Source organism: Enterococcus sp. ZQ21, from assembly GCF_030053755.1.
GTDB classification, from domain to species: domain Bacteria; phylum Bacillota; class Bacilli; order Lactobacillales; family Enterococcaceae; genus Enterococcus_B; species Enterococcus_B lactis.
This window is the reverse complement of sequence record NZ_CP125658.1, coordinates 1,439,963-1,462,594: the sequence shown is the minus strand read 5'-3', so window position 1 is coordinate 1,462,594 and position 22,632 is coordinate 1,439,963. Positions and strand designations below refer to the sequence as shown.

Annotated in this window: 19 protein-coding genes, 1 other RNA gene and 1 pseudogene; 16 read left to right on the top strand and 5 right to left on the bottom strand. The window is 38.5% G+C overall.

The window, feature by feature from the left end; genetic code table 11:
- Positions 1-20: 20 nt before the first annotated feature.
- The gene (locus QK255_RS07060; protein ID WP_002329162.1) at positions 21-464 is read left to right on the top strand and encodes a MarR family winged helix-turn-helix transcriptional regulator; all 444 of its coding nucleotides are present in this window, start codon (positions 21-23) and stop codon (positions 462-464) included.
- Between the two features lie 2 nt (positions 465-466).
- On the opposite strand, the gene QK255_RS07055 is transcribed toward QK255_RS07060, so the two are convergent.
- Entirely contained in the window at positions 467-1,654 is a 1,188-nt protein-coding gene (locus tag QK255_RS07055) for a tetracycline resistance MFS efflux pump (RefSeq protein WP_002329163.1), read from the bottom strand.
- A 267-nt stretch (positions 1,655-1,921) separates the two neighbouring features.
- Here QK255_RS07055 and QK255_RS07050 point away from each other — a divergent pair, with 267 nt between their 5' ends.
- Positions 1,922-2,620 carry a DnaD domain-containing protein gene (locus QK255_RS07050; protein WP_002329164.1) on the top strand — a complete coding sequence of 233 codons (699 nt, stop codon included), beginning with the start codon at positions 1,922-1,924 and terminating at the stop codon, positions 2,618-2,620.
- A 6-nt stretch (positions 2,621-2,626) separates the two neighbouring features.
- The gene (nth, locus tag QK255_RS07045; protein ID WP_002329165.1) at positions 2,627-3,304 is read left to right on the top strand and encodes an endonuclease III; all 678 of its coding nucleotides are present in this window, start codon (positions 2,627-2,629) and stop codon (positions 3,302-3,304) included.
- A 16-nt stretch (positions 3,305-3,320) separates the two neighbouring features.
- On the opposite strand, the gene QK255_RS07040 is transcribed toward nth, so the two are convergent.
- Entirely contained in the window at positions 3,321-5,699 is a 2,379-nt protein-coding gene (locus QK255_RS07040; RefSeq protein ID WP_002329166.1) for a PBP1A family penicillin-binding protein, read from the bottom strand.
- On the bottom strand, positions 5,689-6,336 hold the full coding sequence (gene recU, locus QK255_RS07035) for a Holliday junction resolvase RecU (RefSeq protein ID WP_002329167.1): 648 nt from the start codon (positions 6,334-6,336) through the stop codon (positions 5,689-5,691). The genes QK255_RS07040 and recU overlap by 11 nt, the downstream gene beginning before the upstream one ends.
- 63 nt (positions 6,337-6,399) lie before the next feature.
- Here recU and QK255_RS07030 point away from each other — a divergent pair, with 63 nt between their 5' ends.
- The 11 genes and pseudogenes from QK255_RS07030 (at position 6,400) to QK255_RS06980 (ending at position 18,779) form a co-directional block, all read left to right on the top strand.
- Positions 6,400-6,939, top strand: coding sequence for an SLOG family protein (locus QK255_RS07030; protein ID WP_002329168.1), 540 nt, complete (start codon positions 6,400-6,402; stop codon positions 6,937-6,939).
- 89 nt (positions 6,940-7,028) lie between these two features.
- Complete coding sequence (gene gpsB / locus QK255_RS07025) at positions 7,029-7,448, top strand: cell division regulator GpsB (RefSeq protein WP_002295835.1); 420 nt, start codon at positions 7,029-7,031, stop codon at positions 7,446-7,448.
- A 21-nt stretch (positions 7,449-7,469) separates the two neighbouring features.
- Positions 7,470-7,837: RNase P RNA component class B (rnpB, locus tag QK255_RS07020), an RNA gene on the top strand.
- A 157-nt stretch (positions 7,838-7,994) separates the two neighbouring features.
- A complete protein-coding gene (locus tag QK255_RS07015; RefSeq protein WP_002329169.1) occupies positions 7,995-9,161 on the top strand; it encodes a THUMP domain-containing class I SAM-dependent RNA methyltransferase in 1,167 nt (388 codons plus the stop codon).
- Positions 9,162-9,206: 45 nt separating this feature from the next.
- Positions 9,207-10,703 (top strand): carboxypeptidase M32, encoded by a 1,497-nt coding sequence (locus tag QK255_RS07010; RefSeq protein WP_002342221.1) that lies wholly within the window; start codon positions 9,207-9,209, stop codon positions 10,701-10,703.
- Positions 10,704-10,783: 80 nt separating this feature from the next.
- On the top strand, positions 10,784-11,467 hold the full coding sequence (locus QK255_RS07005; RefSeq protein WP_002329171.1) for an HD domain-containing protein: 684 nt from the start codon (positions 10,784-10,786) through the stop codon (positions 11,465-11,467).
- Between the two features lie 496 nt (positions 11,468-11,963).
- Positions 11,964-13,154 (top strand): glycine C-acetyltransferase, encoded by a 1,191-nt coding sequence (locus QK255_RS07000; protein ID WP_002335684.1) that lies wholly within the window; start codon positions 11,964-11,966, stop codon positions 13,152-13,154.
- A 101-nt stretch (positions 13,155-13,255) separates the two neighbouring features.
- Positions 13,256-14,209 (top strand): L-threonine 3-dehydrogenase, encoded by a 954-nt coding sequence (locus QK255_RS06995; RefSeq protein WP_002335685.1) that lies wholly within the window; start codon positions 13,256-13,258, stop codon positions 14,207-14,209.
- A 63-nt stretch (positions 14,210-14,272) separates the two neighbouring features.
- Positions 14,273-15,622: an APC family permease gene (locus tag QK255_RS06990; protein WP_002329174.1), complete on the top strand. Its 1,350-nt coding sequence runs from the start codon at positions 14,273-14,275 to the stop codon at positions 15,620-15,622.
- 88 nt (positions 15,623-15,710) lie between these two features.
- A complete protein-coding gene (pepV, locus tag QK255_RS06985) occupies positions 15,711-17,129 on the top strand; it encodes a dipeptidase PepV (RefSeq protein ID WP_002335686.1) in 1,419 nt (472 codons plus the stop codon).
- 236 nt (positions 17,130-17,365) lie between these two features.
- Positions 17,366-18,779, top strand: a pseudogene (locus tag QK255_RS06980) (AbgT family transporter).
- 39 nt (positions 18,780-18,818) lie between these two features.
- Here QK255_RS06980 and QK255_RS06975 read toward each other — a convergent pair.
- On the bottom strand, positions 18,819-19,142 hold the full coding sequence (locus tag QK255_RS06975; RefSeq protein WP_002329178.1) for a hypothetical protein: 324 nt from the start codon (positions 19,140-19,142) through the stop codon (positions 18,819-18,821).
- A gap of 128 nt (positions 19,143-19,270) precedes the next feature.
- Here QK255_RS06975 and QK255_RS06970 point away from each other — a divergent pair, with 128 nt between their 5' ends.
- Both QK255_RS06970 and QK255_RS06965 read left to right on the top strand, forming a co-directional pair.
- A complete protein-coding gene (locus QK255_RS06970) occupies positions 19,271-20,434 on the top strand; it encodes a VanZ family protein (RefSeq protein ID WP_002329179.1) in 1,164 nt (387 codons plus the stop codon).
- Positions 20,435-20,503: 69 nt separating this feature from the next.
- On the top strand, positions 20,504-21,853 hold the full coding sequence (locus QK255_RS06965; RefSeq protein ID WP_002309341.1) for a DEAD/DEAH box helicase: 1,350 nt from the start codon (positions 20,504-20,506) through the stop codon (positions 21,851-21,853).
- A gap of 44 nt (positions 21,854-21,897) precedes the next feature.
- Here the strand turns inward: QK255_RS06965 and QK255_RS06960 are convergent, their stop codons facing one another.
- Positions 21,898-22,329, bottom strand: a complete 432-nt coding sequence (locus QK255_RS06960) for a GNAT family N-acetyltransferase (protein WP_002309339.1) — start codon at positions 22,327-22,329, stop codon at positions 21,898-21,900.
- Positions 22,330-22,632 lie beyond the last annotated feature (303 nt).

Below are 22,632 nucleotides of genomic sequence, written 5' to 3'. Positions count from 1 at the left end.
AAGAAAAAGAAGGTGTAGAAATGGATAAAAGACAGCTGCTAATAGAAGAATATCTGGATTTAGCTAATGAGATTATTCATCGTAATAAACCAGAAATGGAAAAAGAATTTGCAGGATTTACGCTAAATGAACTAGAAGTGATTGAACATATCGGGAAAATCCCTGATCCTAACGTGACAAAATTAGCGAATGCTAGTTATATGACTAGAGGAGCCATCAGTAAGTTAACAAAAAAGCTGATAGCCAGAGGGATCATAAACACTTATCAAAGCGAAGAGAATAAAAAAGAAATCTATTTTCAATTGACGCCAATCGGACAAAAAATAAGGAATAGACACGAGCAGCTCCATCAAAAATGGGTCCAGCGAGATGCTGCTGTATTTGAAAATATGTCAAAAGAAGAATTTGACACAGTATTTCGTTTTATCGGTCGATACAGAGAATTTATACGAAGTAGCAAATGAAACTAATGTTTTATATTGTAATAATAATAGGCAAAAATCATAAGCAAAAACCCGAATATCGTCGGAAGAAATGGTGCTACGGGATAAAGCTGTCCTGCGATTAGCGGGCCGATGACGCGCGATAAAGATTGTATGCTTTGGGTACCGCCCATTACAAGACCTTGCTGGTTTTCTGAGACAGAATTGGATAGTTGGCCATTGAATACAGGAGTAAAAATAGAATCGCCAAAACCATAACAGATAATCCCAAATAAAAACAAAATCGGCAGTAGAAGAATTCCAGATAATGTGATGAATAAATAGGCGAGGATTTCACTGTACATTCCTATTCTTGTGATCTGCTGTTCTGAAATTTTTTTGAGCAATCGAGGCATAATGAACAATTGCGAGACAATATCCAAGATTCTAATCAAAGAGAAGCTTAAACCAACCAACCCCGCTTTCCACTGAAAGGTGTCAATCGAAAATTGAGAAAAGATAGATTGAAGAGAGCCAGCCGCTAACCAAACAGCAAAACCGGCTGTCAATAAAGGAATAACGGATGAAATCTTGAATAATTGTTTTAATTGGTGAAAAGGTCTTACATGGGAGAAACTTAAATCTACTGAACGTTTTTTCATTGGAAGGCTTTCTTGCATAAATGTGTAGCCATAAACGGCATTTAAGAAAGTAAAGAGTGCTCCAATAAATATAGGAACAGAATTCCCCAACTCAGCTAATAGACCACCTATAATAGGACCAAGCGTTGTTCCTATACCGACTAAAGCACCCATCCATCCAAAAACTTTGGTTCTTTCATTAGGTTCCGTGATGTCGGCAAAGTAAGCGTATAAGGTGGAGATTTCTCCTGCTGTCAATCCTTCAATGATACGACCAAGGAACAACATCCATATCGAATTTCCTAAACCAAAAATCAAATATCCAATACTTGATCCTAATAAACTGATAATAAGGATCGGACGACGCCCAAAATGATCACTTAAGCTACCGAGAATGGGGGCAGATAAGAAGGCAGCTAGAGCATAAACAGACATGAGCAAAGTGATATAGAAAGCTTGCTGATGTGCGGAGTGGGAATAAGGCAGCGCTAAAAAAGGAAGTACAGGACTGACGATAGTAAATCCTAATCCAGTGAATAAGACAGAAATATATCCAAAAACTTTAGAATGTTTATTTGTGAAACTGAACATTTAAAAAACTCCTTTATGAAATAATGTTAACTTGGAAACAAAAATAGTGTATAGCAATTTTGTTTCCTTGTCAACATTATAAGAAATAGCAAAATCTACTTAATTTATTTATTCCGAAAAGTGAAGATGCGCATCAAAAACATAAACAAACAAAAATCAAGTAGACGACACTATAAATCTGACCGATCAGTGAAGCAATAGAAAAGAAACCTGTTCTTGCTTCCCATGTTTTTTTTACGTATACTGTGATTGAGCGGAGGAGAAATCATGTTGAATTTAGAAAATTACTTAAGCGCTGGACAAACAGTCATATCTAATCTTTTACTTAAAAATTATCATAGGATCGGTCTGCAATCTGAAGAATTTTTATTTGTTCTACAGTTGCACATGGCACAGCTTGAAGGAGATACTTTCCCTGATTTGCAGATGATTGCTATGGATATGGGAATCAAACAAGATCAGATTTTTCAAATACTGGATCGTCTCGTAACAAATGGATTTATCAAGATAGAAACGACGATTGTCAACGGTAAAAAAGCAGATCGATATAATCTTTACCCTATTTATAATCAATTAGGTGAGTATTTAAAAACACAAGAAAAAAAATACGAAGAAAAAACACAAGAAAAAGAAATCCAGTCAGTGTATCAATTATTTGAACAAGAATTTGGACGCCCGCTTTCTTCGATCGAGTTCCAGCGGATTGGTCAATGGCTAGAAGAAGACCATTATCAGCCGGAAATTTTGAAGCTAGCACTACGGGAAGCCGTATTGAATCAGGCTTATAGTTTTAATTATGTTGACCGCATTTTGCTATCGTGGGAAAGAAAAAATCTACGTACAAAACAGCAAGTAGAAGAAGACCAAAAACGAAGGAAACAGCAACTTCTTCAAAGAGAAGTAGAGCAGCCGACTCAACAAGAAGAATTGCCAAAAGTTTCGCTGAGAAATTGGTTGGAGGAGTAGCAGGATATGTTAAGCAAACAAAAGACAATGGAAGCTCTAGAAACGATGTATGAAATGTTCCCAGAAGCACACGGAGAACTGAAACACAATAATCCATTTGAGTTATTGATTGCAGTGATCTTAAGTGCCCAAGCGACAGATGTATCAGTAAATAAAGCAACGCCAGATTTGTTTGCCTCCTTCCCAACACCTGATGCATTAGCAGATGCTTCAATCGATGAAATCATCCTCAAAATAAAAACGATTGGTTTGTATCGTAACAAAGCAAAAAATATCAAATCGTGTGCACAGCAGCTGATTGAACGTTTCGACGGACAAGTACCAACGACAAGAGAAGAATTGATGTCTCTTCCTGGCGTGGGCAGAAAAACGGCAAATGTCGTATTAGGAGATGCATTCGGGATACCAGCAATCGCAGTAGATACCCATGTTGAGCGTGTTTCAAAACGACTGAGGATCTGCAAACTAGATGCCTCGGTCATGGAAGTAGAAGAAACACTGATGCGGAAAGTGCCACAAGAATTATGGGTAAAGACACATCATACACTGATTTTTTTCGGTAGATATCATTGTACAGCAAGAAATCCTAAGTGTGAGGTGTGTCCTTTGCTATCAATATGTCAAGATGGGAAAAATCGGATGCGCCTAAAAGAAAAGACGCTAAAAAAGAAACCACGCCTGTAGACGTGGTTTCTTTTTTCTATCTGTTTCCAGAAGCTGAGGTGCTACTGGATGGTGTATGGTCATTTGCAGCATCCGCTTCGCTAGTTGCTGGTTCACTGGAAGAAGCAGGAGGAGCAGATGAAGACGGCGTCGAGCTTTCTTCAGATGAAGAAGTAGGAACCGTCGTTGATGACGCTGGCTCACTTGTCTCTGCTGTCGTGCTTTCTGTTGAGGACTCAGCGGTTGATTCACTTTGACTAGTAGAGCTAGTTTGAGTCGTCGTCTCTGTTGTTGAACTTCCAGGAGTCTGGACATAGCTGGAAGAAGGAATAGTTGTTGATGGCGCAACTGTATTTGATCTCACTGTATATTGATCCTTATAGTACAGTTCACCGCCCACACGAATCAAGCCACTTGGCATCTCCCAGTCTGTATTTGTCACGTTAGCTGAAACATACTGCATAAGCTCGCGATAAACATCAGAGGCCACGTGTGACGATTCTGAAGTGACAGGTGTCATTTTATTGTTGTAACCTGTCCACACGGAAATCGAATAATTTGGTGTATAGCCCGCAAATAGGATATCTGGATATACACCAGAAGAAATACCAAGTTTCGCATACTCGTCATCTGTATAATTTGATGTTCCGGTCTTACCGGCTTGATATAACCCAGCGATTTGCGCATTCGTACCAGTACCTTCAGTGATTGTATCTTTTAAAATGTCTGTGATCATATAAGCTGTTTCTGGAGACATGGCTGTTTTTCCATCAGGTTCATAAGTTTCTTCTGTACCGTCTTGGAAGACGATTTTATTAACATATTGAGGTTTGTAATAGGTTCCTCCATTGGCGAAAGCCGCATAGGCTGCTGCCATTTTTAAGGAAGAAGCTCCGTATTTTGTCCCATCTTGTTCTTCCGTATTACTAGAGATCGCATTCGATTGATGGATCGTACTGTATTCGATCCCAAGATTTTTTAAGAAAGAAGCCACTTTATCTGAACCGACTTCATTGAATAATTTGACTGCTGGAACATTACGGGATAAGTAAAGTGCTTGGCGTAAAGTAATGGTGCCCATATATTGATTATCCCAGTTTCCTACAGGAGTAGAAGTGCCTTCATAGTTATACGGTGCGTCAGTGATAGTTTTTCCAGTAGAATATTTCAAATATTCAAAAGCTGGTCCGTAATCTGTGACAGGTTTCATCGTAGAACCAAAATCACGGGAAGTATTCACTGCTAAGTTGTTGCCTAAAGTCACGTCTTCTGCGATGTGACGCCCGCCAATCTGGGCTTTGACTTTCCCGGTATTTGTGTCGATAAGCGTGGAGGCAACTTGCATCTCGTCGTCTGGATAAGAGACATACTGATCCGTATTGACGATATCATATAGTTTCTTTTGAGCATCCAGATCCAAATTCGTATAGATCTCTAAACCGTCTGTGTAGACATTCTTATCTGTTTTTTCTTGTACTTCATTGATGACTTCTTTGACATAATTATCGACGATCTTAGTGTTGTCATCAGATTGAGTCAGCTCTTGCAAACCATCCGTTACCGGTACATTGACAGCTTGATCATATTCTGTTTGAGAGATTTTTTCGTTTTGAAGCATCGTATACAAAACAGTATCTCGTCTTTTCTTCGCCTGATCTGGATAAACATAAGGATCATAGGCAGAAGGGGCTTGAGGCATTCCAGCAAGCAATGCTGTTTGTGGTAAAGAAAGTTCTGATAGTTTCTTACCAAAGTACATCTCAGAAGCTGTCTCCATCCCGTACAAACCATTTGACATGTACACTTTATTTACGTAGTAGGTCAAAATTTCTTGTTTCGATTTTTTCTGTTCCAATCTTACAGCCATCCACGCTTCTTGAGCCTTCCGTTTCAGAGTCTGATCCTCGGCGCTGGTAGAGAAGAAGGACAGTTTGATCAATTGTTGTGTCAAAGTACTTCCGCCTTGTAGACCGCCAGAGGTGAAATTAGAAAGGGCAGAACCGATGATCCGAATAGGGTCAACCCCGATATGTTTATAAAAACGCCGATCCTCTACTGACACGATCGCATCTTCCAATGTTTTCGGTAATTCATTTGCAGAAATCTTTTCTCGCTTTTCCGCACCTAGATCTTCGAATAATTCGCCATCTTGTGTATATAATTTGGAAGATACGGTAGCGTCCAATTTTTTATCTGTCAATTCGGGCGCATCTTTTGCGTAATACCAGAACAGTCCTACACCTGCTAAAAAGAGGATACAGAAAAACGAGAGGATGCCTAAAAGAATCTTGATAAACAATCCTTTTTTATGTGGTCCAGAAGTCTTCCCAGAACCTTTGCCAGAATTCTTCTTCACACTCTTTTTAGGAGTAGGCTGTTTCTGTCGTCTAGAGCTTCTAGTTTGTTCATTTGCCATTCTTGCTTTCTCCTTCAATAGATAATGTTGATAAATAGAAATCAACCGCGTCCAAATAAGGAATCCGCGGAGAAATACCAGTTTTGATCTCTATTCCTAGTTCTTCGATCAATGATAAAGGCAGTGATTTGCGTCCTTTTTCCTTTTGGGCATCCCAGTAAGCAATCAAATTAACACTATTCAAATAAAAACAGCGTTTCAATGTCGAAAACCATAATAAGACAAAGCAGACTCCTTTTTGTTCGAGGCATGCTTTCATGTGTTCGATTTGATGGGCATGGAAGTTTTTAAAGGGAAACGATGTTTTGTTCTTGGTTTCTTTTGCTTCAAAGTCCAAGTAAAAGCCTCGATAGACGCCATTATAGTCTGTGGTTGAGGCTTGGGTAAAGTAGGCTTCTTTGATTACAGCAGCGCTTCTCTTAGGATAGTCTACTTTCACGATTTGGATAGGGGTAGGCTTTTTATGGATAACTGCCAACCCGCGGGAAAGATAATACTCATTACTTTCATTGATTGCTTCTTCAAAGCGCATCCCCCGATTGCCGAATTCGGTGATTTGTTTTCTTTTTTCTTGAATTTTTTCGACGGGAGAGGCATTCTTATAATAAGGTTGGCCGTTTGGATAGCGCAATACCATCTTTAATCACACTCCTAGGCCACATTATAGCAAAAAAGCAGATAGAAAGAAAAGGAATCTGAGATGGATAAGTCAAAAGTAATCTATGTGTCTGGGTATCGAAGTTTCGAACTCGGTGTTTTTAAAGAAAATGACCCTAAAATACAAGTTGTTAAAAATGTTTTAAAAAGGGAACTCCGTCAATTAGCAGAAGAAGGGGTGGAATGGATACTTGTCAGTGGGAATTTGGGCGTTGAACTATGGACCGTGCAAACAGTAGCGGAATTGAAAGAAGAATATCCGGAACTTTCCCTTGGTATTTTGTATCCTTTTGCTGATTTTGGTAATAACTGGAATGAAGGGAACCAAGAGAAGAAACAATTAGCAGAACAATTAGCAGATTATGTCGAAGCTGTTAGCCATCAACCCTACCAATCACCTAGCCAGCTAAAGAATCATACTCGTTTTATACTTGAACATACAGTAGGCTGTCTGCTGATCTATGATGAAGAATTCTCTGGGAAAACGAAGTATTTTTTTGAAGATGCACAGAATTACCAAGCAGATCATCCCTACGAAATTCGGCTGATCAGTATGGACGATCTTCAAAATTTTAGTGAATAATCGATATTGTGTTTGATTTATCAACTTTTTTCCTATACAATGAAAAAGGTAGAAATGTTATTACGTAAATGAAAACTAGAGGTGTAAATATGGCGAATTTGGTTTATAGTCCTAAAGACATTTTACAACAAGAATTCAAAACAAAAATGCGCGGCTATGATCCCGTTGAAGTTGATGAATTCTTAGACAATATCATCAAAGATTATGAAACTTACAGCAAAGAACTCCTTGCTTTACAAGAAGAAAACGATCGATTGAGTGCAAAAGTAGCTCAATTATCTAAAACTCAAGGAGCAGCTCAAACACGTGTGCAGCAAACAGAAGCACCGAAGAGCGCAGCAGTAACCAATTTCGATATCTTAAAACGCTTGTCAAACCTTGAACGTGAAGTATTCGGTAAAAAGCTTGATCAACAAGCAAGTGCAGTCAAACCAGCACAACCTAATCCAAATAACTACACAAATGCAGATACAAGCTTAGATGATAATGAAAAAACACGTCAATTTTAATTTTTGACTAATGAATTTGCGGTTTTCGGGTAATCGCGGTCTGACTTGATCAGGCTGAGGAAAGTCCATGCTCGCACAGGCTGTGATGCCTGTAGTGTTCGTGCTTAGCGAAACCATAAGCTAAGGTACTCTTTGGAGTAACGGCAGGAAAACAAGCTAAGGCTTCGGCTATGCTTAAGTATCCTTGAAAGTGCCACAGTGACGAAGCGGCTGGGGAAACCCATCCGGTGGAACGCGGTAAACCCCTCGAGCGAGCAACCCAAACAATGGTAGGGGCGCTTTTTGTCTGGAAGAAGAACAAGACAAAAAGGCAGTACAACTGCAGATAGATGGTTACCGCTTTGCTTTTTCTCCCTGGAAAAGCAAAGTACAGAACATGGCTTATAGAAAACCGCAAACATCAGGGAATAAGGTCGTGACAAAAGTATGTTGTTCTTATTGCAAAACAGGCTTTTGTGTCACCGGTTATTCGGAGTTTGAGTAAAAGCGTGGGGTAGGACTGACTGATGTCCCACCCCCCTTTTTTTATAAATAAGGAGATTATGTATGGAAAAAAACAGGAAGTTCAACCTCGTCGCAACTGCGGCAAGCGGTCTCGAAGCGCTGGTTGGTAAAGAATTAAGAGATCTTGGAATCGAATGCCAAGTTGAGAACGGACGTGCACGATTTGAAGGAACAATGGAAACGATCGCTACAGCTAATTTATGGTTACGTACAGCAGATCGAGTGAAAATCGTGGTTGGGGAATTCGATGCGTATACGTTTGATGAATTGTTTGAAAACGTAAAAGCATTGCCTTGGGAAGATTTTCTTCCACTAGATGCAGCTTTCCCTGTAGCTGGAAAATCGATCAAGTCGAAACTGTATAGTACACCTGATTGTCAGGCGATCACAAAAAAAGCAATCGTTGAACGTCTTCGTACGTATTACCATCGTCCAGCTTCTGTTCCATTGACGGAAACAGGCGCACATTTCCAATTGGAAGTAGCTTTGCTGAAAGACCATGTGATGGTAACTTTGGATACGACAGGACCAAGTTTATTCAAACGCGGTTATCGCTTAGAAAAAGGTGGTGCACCATTGAAAGAAAACATGGCGGCCGCGCTTGTGATGCTGACAAATTGGCGGAAAGATCGTCCATTTTATGATCCTGTATGTGGTTCAGGTACGCTTTGTATTGAAGCAGCCTTAATAGGCCATAATATCGCACCAGGATTCAATCGCGAGTTTGCTTGCGAATCTTGGGACTGGTTCAGTCAGGAAATCATGGAAGAGGTTCGATCAGCAGCAGAAGAAAAAGCAGATTATGATATTGAATTAGATATTACTGGTTCAGATATCAATGGACGAATGATTGAAATTGCCAAAGCCAATGCAGAAGAAATCGGACTAGGCTCTTCGATTGTCTTTAAACAACAAGCAGTTAAAGACTTCAAGACAGATAAAGAATATGGGGTCATCGTTGCTAATCCGCCATACGGAGAACGACTAGGAGAAGAAGAAACCGTTCGAAAATTATATAAAGAAATGGGCGATGTATTCCGTCCATTAAAAACATGGAGTAAATATATCTTGACTAGCGACTTAGCGTTTGAGGAATTTTACGGACAAAAAGCAACCAAAAAAAGAAAATTGTATAATGGCGCTTTGCGTACGGATCTGTTCCAGTATTGGGGAACTCGTCCGCCCAGAAAAAAAGAGAAAGACGAATAATATGACTAATTGATTCATTCAATTGGATGTTTGGAGGAATAGGGAATGAAAGAAAAAGAGTTTTTACAAGAAGTAAAAGAAATCAATCTTCTACAACAAGCTTTAGGAATCCTCGATTGGGATACACAAACAGGTATGCCAGAAAAAGCTAGTGCATACCGGAGTGAAGTAGATAGCTATCTTTACAGTATTTATTTTTCAAAAAAGATCGGTCCAAAAATTAAAGAAGCCATTCGCTATTTTTCTGAACATCCGGAAGAATTATCGGAAGTCGGAACGTCCGTTTTTGACAAAGTAAAAGAAGAGTATGATTTAGAACATCGCGTACCGGAAGATCTCATGAGAAAATATACAGCTGCTGTTTCTTCCGCTCATGGTCAATGGCAAAAAGCTAGAGAAACACAACAGTTTTCTGATTTTCAAGAAGCATTGAACCAAAATATCGAATTGACAAAACAATTGATACCTTATTGGAAAAAAGAAGAAAAGACAGATTATGATGTTTTGCTGAACCAATATGAACCTGGGATGACTGTTGAAATCCTCGATAAGGTATTTGATCAACTCAAAGAAGGAATTCTTACGATCCGCCGTACGCTCCAAGAAAAAGGGACGGAACCTGAAACAGACTTCTTAAATCGGAGAATGACAAAGGAACAACAGAAGAGATTTGTAGTAAAAGTGATCGAACAACTTGGTTATGATTTTAGTCGTGGTCGTCTAGATGATACTGTCCACCCATTTATGACTGGAATCAATCCAAATGATGCACGGATCACGACACGCTGGAACGAAACAGATTTCAAAATGGCTGTTTTTGGAGTGATCCACGAGGCTGGTCATGGAATGTATGAACAAGACATCGATGATAAATATGCTTATACACCAATTTATCAAGGTACATCAATGGGTATTCATGAATCACAATCGTTGTTTAATGAGATCATTGTGGGAAGTAGTCGCAGCTTCTGGAAAAAGCAATATCCTTTCTTCCAGGAATGTGCAGAAGGAACATTCGATGATATTCCTTTTGACAAGTTTTATCGTTCATTGAAACATACACAATCAAGTTTGGTTCGTATCGAGGCAGACAGTTTGACTTACCCTCTCCATATCATCATTCGTTATGAAATCGAAAAAATGATTTTCAATGAAGGCGTAGGTGTTGCTGAATTACCTGAAATATGGAATCAAAAATATGAAGAGTATCTGGGAATACGACCAACAAATGATGTGGAAGGTATCCTACAAGACGTTCATTGGTCAGGTGCAAGCTTTGGTTATTTTCCATCTTATGCATTGGGGTACATGTATGCGGCACAATTACTTCATTCTTTGCAGCAAGAAATAGATGTGGAAAATGTTCTAGCGTCAGATGATTACTCTCCAATCAAAAATTGGATGTCAGAGCATATCCATCAATATGGTGCATCTAGAAAGCCAAATCAATTGATTATGGATGCAACGCATGAACCACTTAATCCGCAATATCTGATCGATTACATGAGAGAGCTATATTTCAATGTATATCAGGTAAAATAAAACCTATTTATAAAGATAGCTGGAATTCATCTAATCGATTAGATGTTTTCAGCTATTTACTTAAGAAAGAAGTGGACTGGATGGATAAATTACAAGTAATCGCTGATTATAGCATGGAACAATTAGCACATGATCAAACGGGACATGGAAGCGACCATACCAAAAGAGTCGTCAAGCTAGCAGAGAGAATTTTGGATACGGAACCGCAGGCAGACCGTTTTGTGACGCTTGCAGCAGCTTACTTGCATGATACGATTGATGATAAAGTCGTTAAAGATGAGAACGAAGCAAAGCAACAACTTCGTGTATTTCTTCGCTCTTTGCCAATCACAGAGGAACAGATTTCAATGATTTTTGCCATTATCGAAAATATGTCCTTTTCTAAAAATCTCTCTGAAGCAGTCGAACTATCTTTGGAAGGGAAGATCGTTCAAGATGCTGATCGTATCGAAGCGTTAGGAGCAATCGGCATTTTGCGAACTGCTTATTTCGGTGGAGGACATGGACACCCGATTTTTGATTCTGAACTGTATCCACAAACATTCAAGGATAAAAAAAATTACCGAAAAGGCACGACAGTGATCAATCATTTTTATGAAAAACTGTTCTTGCTGCCTGATAAAATGAACACTGATTACGGATACAAAGAAGCCAAACGTAGAGAAGGCTTTATGCGTGAATTTTTAGAAGAATTTTTTCTAGAGTGGTCTATTGACGATCCATCTTTCACACCAGATAATTGGATTAAAAATAACAAAAAATGATGGAGATTGTGTCCGAGGAGTTGGCAGGAGAACACCGTTTATTCGGAAGAAGGGATTGTGATAAGACATTTATCACAGTCTTTTTTTCAAATTCAATATAAATATTTTGTGAAAAAATGATCAGATAATAAGATTAAAAATTGCTGATAAATAAAGATGAAAGCTTTTTGCTTATTTTTTTATTTTTTATTGGTCTATGCGAGAAATAGTTTAAAAATTCAGAATATACTAGACTTTATCTAGCTAGCTTCTATCAATGGTTTTGTTGTGTTTTCTTTCTAGGTAAATCAAAATACCACTATTATATAAAAGTTAACTTTTCATACTATACAAGTTCTTGGAAAGTAAAAAGATGCAGTAAATAAAAAATATGGTTAAATAACTCTCATAATTAATGTAAGCGTTACCAATCGTGTGGCATACTTGCTTCGTAGATGAATGACACGATATATGTTTGGTATGTTCTGCAAGACAGATGAATATGGAGGTGGAGGCCATGTCTTCCAAAGAGTTAACGATGTATTTGGAGAAAGAATTGGAGCAACTGAAAGAAAAGGGATTGTACAACACGATCGATATACTAGAAAGTGAAAATGGTGCTTGTATCATCGTAGACGGAAAAAAGATGATCAATCTGGCATCCAACAATTACCTCGGGTTTGCCAATCGCAAAGAATTGAAAAAAGCATGTATTGAAGCAACTGAAACTTATGGCGTAGGAGCAGGTGCAGTCCGAACAATCAATGGCTCGCTGAAGATCCATCAACAATTAGAAGAAAAAATCGCAGAATTCAAAGGGACAGAAGCTGCAATCGCCTTTCAATCTGGATTCAACTGTAATATGGGCGCTATCTCTGCAGTAATGACCAAAGAAGATGCTATCTTATCGGATGAATTAAACCATGCATCTATCATTGATGGCTACCGTTTATCCGGAGCAACAATCATCCGAGTCAAACATCAAGATATGGAAGACCTTGAGAATAAAGCGAAGGAAGCCGTAGAAAGTAAGAAATATAAAAAAATCATGTATATCACAGATGGGGTTTTCTCCATGGATGGAGACATTGCGCGATTGCCGGAAATCATCCCGATCGCCGAAAAATATGGACTCATCACCTATGTAGATGATGCGCACGGCTCAGGTGTAACTGGAAAAGGTGCAGGAACCGTCAAACATTTTGGATTAAGCGACAAAATTGATATGCAAATGGGTACGTTATCGAAAGCTGTAGGTGTTGTTGGGGGTTATGTAGCTGGTTCAAAAACACTGATTGACTGGTTGAAAGCCAGAAGCCGGCCATTTCTATTTTCTACCTCGCTAACTCCTGGAGCAGCTGCATCTGCGTTGGCTTCGATCTCTTTGATGCAGGAACATCCGGAACTTGTCGAAAAAGTTTGGGAAAATGCTAATTATTTTAAAGAAGAATTGAAAAAAGTCGGCTATAACATCGGTGTGTCTGAAACACCTATCACTCCAGTTATTTTAGGAGATGAAAAAGTGACTCAGACTTTCTCTAAGAAACTGATCGAACATGGGATTTATGCTAAACCAATCGTTTATCCAACTGTTCCTCTGGGGACAGGCAGAATCAGAAATATGCCGACTGCGGAACATACAAAGGAAATGCTTGATGAAGCAGTAGCGGTTTATCAAAAAATAGGAAAAGAAATGGAAATTATTTAACTAATTTAGTTTTTTCGCATATTTAAAATTAGAGAACATGTTCACGCATATATTGTTAATCATCTGAAGATAGTAGTAAAAAAAGATCAGGGAGGATCATCATGAAAAAAGTATTGGTGACAGGATGTTTAGGACAAATTGGTTCAGAGTTGATCACACGGCTACGTCAAGAACTAGGCAGTGAAAATGTCATTGCGACAGATATACGCATGCCTGAAGTCATTGGGAAAAACGATATCTTTGAGATCCTAGATGTAATGGATTACGAAAAAATGCGCAGCATAGCAGAACAATATCAAGTGGACACATTGATCCATTTGGCTGCTCTTTTGTCAGCTGTTGCGGAAGCAAAACCACAGTTAGCATGGGATTTGAACATGACTGGGCTGGTCAATGCATTGGAAGTCGCTAAAGAATTCCAGCTGAAATTTTTTACGCCAAGTTCAATCGGCGCGTTTGGTCCAAATACTCCAAAAGATCATACCCCACAAGATACCCTTCAGCGCCCTACAACCATGTATGGGGTAACGAAGGTAGCTGGAGAACTACTATGTGATTATTATTATGTGAAATATGGCGTAGATACTCGTGGTGTCCGTTTCCCTGGATTGATTTCTTATGCGACCTTGCCGGGAGGCGGTACGACAGACTACGCAGTCGATATTTATTATTCAGCAATCAAAGAAGGAAAGTACACTAGTTTCATTGATCAAGGTACATCAATGGATATGATGTATATGCCAGATGCGATCGATGCCATTATAAAGCTCATGAACGCAGACCCTAATCGACTAGTTCATCGAAATGCCTTTAATATATCGGCAATGTCTTTTGAGCCTGAAGAAATCAAAGCATCTATTCAAAAAATCATACCAGATTTTAAAATGGATTACGATGTCGATCCTGTGCGTCAATCGATAGCAGAATCTTGGCCAAACTCACTAGATGTTTCTTGTGCGCAAGAGGAATGGGACTTTTTACCAAAATACGATTTAGATGCAATGACAAAGGATATGTTGGAAAAACTGAGAGAAAAATTAGCAGAGACGGTATAAAACAAGAACTATAGCCAAAAAGGTTTCTATACTTTTTGGCTATGGTATGGAAGGAGGTAAGTAATGGAAGAATATCAAGCCACGCCAGTAAAGGAAGTAAAAACGGAAAATGAATTGAAGCGTACGATGGGTTTTTTCACTGCTTTATCGACTGTTATGGGCACAGTGATCGGTGCAGGGGTGTTTTTCAAAGCCGCAAGCGTAGCAGAAGTAACAGGTACCGTCAGTTTGCATATGTTTTCCTGGTTTCTAGGTGGTGTGATTTCTGTTTGTGCAGGACTGACAGGAGCTGAATTGGCAGCGGCTATTCCTGAAACAGGCGGGATGATCAAATATATCGAACGGATTTATGGAAATACAGCAGCATTTTTACTTGGCTGGGCTCAAGTCGTGATTTATTTTCCAGCAAATGTAGCAGCCTTGTCGATCATTTTCGGTACACAGTTCGTCAATTTATTTGATCTTTCCCAGTCGATGATTGTTCCTGTAGCTGTTACAGCTGCTGTATCGATCATGCTGATCAATTTTTTAGGTTCTAAAGCTGGAGGAGCTTTTCAGTCGATTACGCTTATCTGCAAACTCATTCCTTTGTTTGTGATCGTTATTTTCGGTTTATTCCGACAAGAAGGAGTAGACTTCCAACTGTTTCCGATCCAAGCAGGAGAAAACCTTTCATTTTTCTCTGCTTTGGGAGCTGGCTTACTAGCAACGATGTTCGCATACGACGGTTGGATACACGTAGGAAATATTTCGGGAGAATTGAAAAAGCCGGCGAAAGATTTGCCAAAAGCCATTTCTTTAGGAATCATCGGAATCATGATCGTTTATTTATTAGTAAATGCGGTGTTCTTAAGAACCGCATCTATCGACGGAGTCGTAGGAAACAGCAATGCGGCAAGTGATGTTGCAAAAATGATTTTTGGCGGCTTTGGTGGAAAACTGGTCACAGTTGGTATCTTGATTTCTGTTTATGGAACTATCAATGGCTATACCCTTACTGGAATGCGTCTTCCTTATGTTATGGCAAAAGAAAACAATCTGCCTTTTAGCAAGCTTTTTGCTAAACTTCATGATAAAACTAAAGTTCCTGTAGCCGCAGGTATCTTAGAGCTAGTCATCGCTATTGGCATGATGATGGTCGGTGGTTTTGATACACTAACGGATATGCTGATCTTTGTCATTTGGATTTTTTATACGATGGTCTTTGTTGGTGTCATTCTTCTTCGTAAAAAAGAACCTGATCTGATTCGACCATATAAAGTTCCGATGTATCCGTTTATCCCATTAGTAGCAATCATTGGAGGAACCTTTATTGTATCAAGCACACTTATCACTCAAACTTTTTTAGCTTCGATGGGGATTGCATTGACACTTGCTGGTATCCCGTTTTACCTTTATTTGAAACGTAGATAGCAAAAAATGATTTGAAATTCATTGGAAACAAACTTTTGACCATAAATACCCGTTAAGAAATTAAGTCATTTCTACCAAGGAGGATCTTATGGAAATAAACTGGTTGCAAGAAGCACAAAAGAGAAAAGAGATGTTGCTAGAGGATTTAAGTGAATTGCTACGCATCAATAGTGTAAGGGATATCGAACATCAGACAGATGAATATCCACTAGGCGCTGGTCCTGCTTTAGCATTGAAAAAAGTACTGTCATTTGGGGAAAGAGATGGCTTCAGAGTTAAAAACATTGATAATCTAGCCGGACATATAGAATATGGGGAAGAAACAGCAGAAGCACTTGGTATCTTAGGACATGTAGATGTCGTACCGCCAGGAGAAGGGTGGGCAACTGATCCGTTCGAACCAATCATCAAAGAAGGGAAATTGTTCGCAAGAGGTTCAAGTGATGACAAAGGTCCTTGTATTGCTGCCTATTATGGGATGAAAATTATCAAAGAACTGCAATTATCAACATCGAAAAAAATTCGATTCATTTTCGGAACAGATGAAGAGAGTGAGTGGATAGGTATCCATCGTTATATGGAAAAAGAAGAAATGCCAGCATTTGGATTTTCGCCAGATGCCAATTTCCCAATCATTAATGGTGAAAAAGGGATCTTATCTTTCGAGTTGAGTTTTACTTTGAAGGAAGAAAAGGCAGACAAAATGCAACTGAAAAGATTCTCTTCTGGTTTGCGTGCAAATATGGTACCAAGCGAGGCAATAGCCGTCTTGGAAATTCCTGATTTGGAAAAGTTATCTTCTTTAGAAACTGGATATACAAAATATCTAGATGACAAAAAATTGAAAGGGACTTTTGAATATAAGGAAGGAGAAGCATCCTTCGTTCTGTATGGAAAAGCTGCACATGCCCAAGAACCAAAATTTGGTATCAATGCGGGAACTTATCTCGCCGACTTTTTGCATCAATATCCATTAGACAGCTCAGGATCTGCTTATCTTTCTGTCATTGCCAATTATCTGCATGAAGACTTTAATGGGCATCGGTTAATGGTCGATTATGAAGATGACGTGATGGGAAAAGTGACTTCAAGTGCTAATGTATTCATTTATCAACAAGAAGGAGAGAAAAAGATCATTCTTAATATTCGTCATCCAAAAGGGATCACAAAAGAAAAAATTCAAGAATCCTTGCTAACTGTCCTTCAAAATGAATCAGTATCAATTTCGATAGTTGGAGACATCAAGACTCCGCATTATGTTTCAGGAGATGATCCATTCATCCAAACATTATTGTCTGTTTACGAAAAACATACTGGGGAAAAAGGTTACGAACAAACAATTGGTGGAGGTACGTATGGACGAATCTTGGAAAAAGGATGTGCGTACGGTAGTTTATTTCCTGGTAGAGAAAATGTAATGCATCAGCCAAATGAATATATGTACGTAGAAGATATTTTGAAAGCAACAGCTATTTACGCTGAAGCAATCTATCGTTTGGTTAAATAAACGTATTCATAGAAAAAACGTTCCCAATCAGTCGTAACTATTTTCACACTCGTAACGCTTGTATCCTTCAGTAAAAAAGAATATTCATGAAAGTTTGAAAGATTGCAGAGAATAAGACGGCAATTTCTTTGAAGTAAAGAAGATTCTAAAAATAAAAATGAACCAGATGAATGAAAAAAGATTCCATAGAAAAAGCTTGTTTTTCTTTCATCTGGTTTGAAAAAGGAGGAGAATAGATGCCAAAAGAAAAACATTCTAGATTAGATAAAGTGTTAGATACAGTAGAAAAACTAGGGAACAAGGTGCCCCATCCAGCTATTATATTCTTAATTTTGATCGTTATTGTAGGAGTACTGTCTCATATTTTTTATCTAATGGGTCAACACGTTACGTTTGATGCTATTAATGCTGAAACAGGAGCACTAGAGCTTACTACTACACATGTAAAAAGTTTGTTGAGTGGTGAAGGGATCCGTTTTATGTTGACTTCGATCGTCTCAAATCTGATGAGCTTTCAGGCTCTTGGAGTCACTTTAGTGGCGATGGCAGGCGTAGGATTTGCAGAAGAGGTTGGCTTAATCGGTGCGATGATTCGAAAGCTGGTAAAGGTAGTACCAAAATCTAGTCTGACAGCGGTACTAGTACTTCTTGGCGTAATGTCGAGTATTGCCTCTGATGCTGGGTATCTAGTATTGATTCCATTAGGTGCAGCAGTATTTTATAAAGTCGGGCGACATCCTTTAGCAGGTTTATCTGCTGCCTTTGCAGGTGTTTCAGGAGGATTTGGAGTCAACTTAGTTATTACGCCAGTGGATGGTATGCTTACCGAAATATTAAATGATGCAGTACATATCATTAATCCATCCTACTCTGTTGATTTAATGGCAAATTTTTATTTTTCGATTGCATCAACCATCTTAGTAGTGATTAGTGGTACTGGCATTTATCCTGTTGATTACGATACCAAGTGGTGCCCCACTTCGCCATCCTGAAACTGATGAATTGATTGGTTCTACACCTTTTATGGATAGTTTAATCGCTTTGATCTTGATTTCATTTTTGATTCCAGGGATATGTTTTGGAAAGGCAGTTGGAAAAGTCAAAACGAGTTTGGATGTAGTAAATCCGATTATTAAAGTATTCAGCAACTTAGGTGGGATGATTTTCTTATTGTTAATCATTAGCCAATTCATTTCATATTTCAATTTTACTAATTTAGGTACTGTTTGGGCAGTCAATTCAGCCACGATTATTGAAGATATGAATTTGAGCAGCTTAGCCTTGTTACTTAGTTTCTTAGCACTAGCACTTATTCTTGATTTTATTTTAGTGGGAGCGATACCAAAATTTGCTATTTTAACCCCAATATTTGTTCCATTACTCTATCAGTTGGGAGTAGCTCCAGAAGCTGTTTTGGCTGCTTATCGAGTAGCTGATTCTCCTGTCAATATTATTACGCCACTGATGCCGTATTTTGCTTTGATCGTCACATTTGCCACGAAATATCAAAAGAAAACCGGTGTCGGAACGATTATTTCCATAATGCTGCCACATGCTGTAAGTCTAACTATCACATGGATCATTTTATTTATTCTCTATTATGTATTCCAACTACCGTTAGGACCAGGGATCGGTATGCATTTGAATTGAGAAAACAGGCAGAAATCGGGTTCAACCGATTTCTGCCTGTTATTTTGTTTTGCGTAAGAGAAATATTCGGCGTACACCGCGATAAATATTTAATAAAACTAAGCAACCAGAAATGAAAATGGGAAGCCAAATCAGATAGACAGGGTAGCCAATCATTTTAGACAAAGCATGTGGAGTCATTTTATCCATTTCAAGAAGCGCTTGCTGCCAAGTCTGAAGGTTGAAGACAAGCATGAAACCTGAAATAATCAGGAGAATAAATCCTAAATAATGAATCGTAGTTCTTTTTCTTACATAAGCAATTGTTGCATAAAGGAACAGTAAAAAAATAGGTACGCCAAAAACAAAGTACATATTCAGCATCTCGACACCCCCTTTGAGTTTATCTTACTTTACTTTGAAAGAAATGAGAAATAATAGCCTCGTTACTTGCTTGAAACAGCAAAGGACTGCTAAGATAAGGGAGATACAAAGAATCAAGGAGGAGTCACATGGCAAGTTATATCGAACCGATTCGTTTTGCGCTTATTGTTTTTCCATTTTTAGCCTTAGCGATTTCATCTGTTTTTTTTATTTATGAATATCGAAAGTATGGAACATTTCTAGTAACAAGGGCAGTTATTTTGTATTCCTTTGTTTTCTATTTATTGTGTGCATACTTTCTGGTGATCTTACCACTTCCGGCAAAGGAGACGGTTGCCCAAATGACAGGGCCAAAGATGGAGCTGCATTTATTTGCTTCATGGCAACATTTCAGAGACAACACGGTATTGGTATTATCTGAACCTAGTACCTATCTGCCGGCGATGAAGCAGAGTGTGTTTTTGGAACCAGCTTTTAATGTTTTATTACTCATACCATTTGGCATTTATTTAAGATATTATTTCCGGCTTTCTTTTATGAAAACGATGATTGCTAGTTTCTGTCTATCACTATTTTTTGAGCTGACGCAGCTAAGTGGCCTTTATTTTATCTACCCAAGACCATACCGCTTATTTGATGTGAATGATTTAGTGACAAATACATTGGGTGGAATCATTGGTTTTGTCGTTACGCCGTTATTTACATTTATGCTTCCTACGAGAAGACGGATGGATGAACTTTCTTATGAAAAAGGAAAAACTGTCTCGTTGACACGACGTTTGGTCGCTTATTTGATCGACTGGACATTTTTATCTATTGTCAATTTTATCGCAGCGATTTTCTTTAAACTTGCGTTCGATTCAGGGACAGTTACTTCTCATATCTGGTGGCTTTTATTGGAAGTAGGGCTATACTTTATGATTGTACCGTTTATAACCAATGGATGGACACTTGGGAAAAAAATTGTACGCATCCGCTTGGTGGAGCAAGACCGCGAGCGAATTTCTTTGAAAGCATTGATTATCCGCTACGGGTATCTATATTTTCTTTTTTATGGTTTAAGCTGGTTGGGACAGTTGCTTCAGCAAATCATGAATTCGACAACGAATACGGTGTTGCAGATGAGTGCAGTATTCATTTCTCTCGGTGTCTTGTTACTGCAAGGTATTTTTATTTTAAATATCTTGCTATCATTTTTGAGAAAAAAACGGATTCTGTTTTATGAAAAAGCTAGTCACACATATACCGTTAGCACGATTGCTCAAACAAAGGATGATGATTCTCGAAATTAGCTGAGCAAAAATACTTTGTCTATGTTATAATGCCAAAGTCGTGATAATTTAAAGAGAAGAGGTGCACGAATGAATAATTTTGATATATTCCGCTTCAAGCCATTTATCAATGAAGCGTTAGCCGCAAAGGGCTTCAAACAGCCCACAGAGGTCCAGGAACGTTTGATTCCTTTAATTGCAAAAGGAAAAAATATCATTGGGCAATCTCAAACTGGTACAGGAAAAACACATACGTTTTTGTTGCCGTTGTTTGAAAAAATCAATGCAGATAAAGAGGAAGTACAAGTTGTTATTACAGCTCCAAGTAGAGAACTGGCTGCACAAATTTATGAAGCAGCTACACAAATCGCTAAATTTTCTACACCGGAGATCCGTGTTTCGAATTTTGTCGGGGGGACAGACAAACAGCGTCAGTTAAACCGTCTGCACCATCAGCAGCCACAGGTCGTAGTAGGCACGCCAGGTAGAATATTAGACATGATGAATGAACAAGCGTTGAAGATTCACACAGCATTTGCATTTGTTGTTGATGAAGCGGATATGACATTGGATATGGGCTTTTTAAATGAAGTAGATCAAATTGCAAGTCGGTTACCAGAAAAATTGCAGTTCTTAGTCTTTTCTGCCACTATTCCAGAAAAACTGCGTCCATTCTTGCGAAAATATATGGAGAATCCAATCATTGAAGAAATCAAGCCGAAAGCAGTTATTTCTGAAGATATCGAAAATTGGCTGATTTCAACAAAAGGTAAAGATGAGAATCAAATGATTTATCAACTGCTGACGATTGGTCATCCTTATTTAGCAATCGTATTTGCCAATACAAAACAGCATGTGGATGAAATTGCTGATTATTTGAAAAACCAAGGATTGAAAGTAGCAAAGATTCACGGGGACATCACACCAAGAGAGAGAAAACGAGTGATGCGACAAGTACAGAATCTGGAGTATCAATATGTTGTAGCGACTGATTTAGCTGCTAGAGGAATCGATATCGAAGGTGTTTCTCATGTTATCAATGCAGAAATCCCGGAAGATCTGGACTTCTTTATCCATCGTGTCGGACGTACTGGACGTAATGGTTTAAAAGGAACGGCCATTACGTTGTATTCACCAAACGATGAACAAGCCATTGATGCGATCGAGAAATTAGGCGTCTCATTTGAACCGAAAGAAATCAAAAATGGTGAAATCGTTAAAACATATGATCGTAATAGACGTACCAAACGAGAAAAATCAAAGGATGTATTAGACCCAACTCTGATTGGACTTGTGAAGAAGAAAAAGAAAAAGATCAAGCCTGGTTATAAGAAAAAAATCGATTGGGCAATTGCAGAAAAAAATAAAAAAGAACGCAAAATCGAACGCAGACAGCAAAGTCGTATTGCTCGTAAAAATAAGAAAAATTCGCATAAATAAAAAACAAGAGATTGTGACACGCCTTTTGTCACAATCTCTTGTTTTTAAGCGAGACTTTTTTCCATTCCGATACAAAGTACTTCATCTTCAATAAAAGGTTTCGTGCAAGTATGATACCCTTGTTTTTCATAAAAATCTACAGCCGTCATTTCAGCTACTACATAACTAGTCTGACAACCTTCTGACATCGCCCGTTTTTCTGCAGCTTCAAGCAACTGACCGCCTAACCCTTTTCCTCGGTATTCTTTTGCTACGCAAAAGCGTTCTGGCTTGAAGCAAGTAGGTGTTTTCTTTTCATAACGCAATGTGGCTACTGGTCTTTTTTTATCAAGAAATAGATAATAGTTTTGTTGCGGGATATCTTTTCCGTCGAATTCTAGTTCTGCAGGAATTCCTTGTTCTAATACAAAAACTTGATATCTCAAAAAGCAGCTAGCTGCGCGGATCCATTCATCTGCGCCAACTATTTTTTTCATCATATTCCTCCTTATCATGAATAACAGAGATGTATTGATTTCTTTATCCTTATCGTACCAAAAAATATGGAATATGACCAAAAGGAAATAAAAATAGGTAATTGAGATATTGACAGTGATTGACAGAATGCGTATACTTATTAAAGTACGAAAAGGACATGATTTGTTTTTTTAAGACTCACAGAAAATTCTTTCTTGGCTGAAAAAAGAATAGTCACTAATCAAATTGCTCCCTTTTTCTATTTTGGTAGAAATACCGACGCAGCTCAGCGTTATCGAGTTTAAGAGGTAATGATTACACAT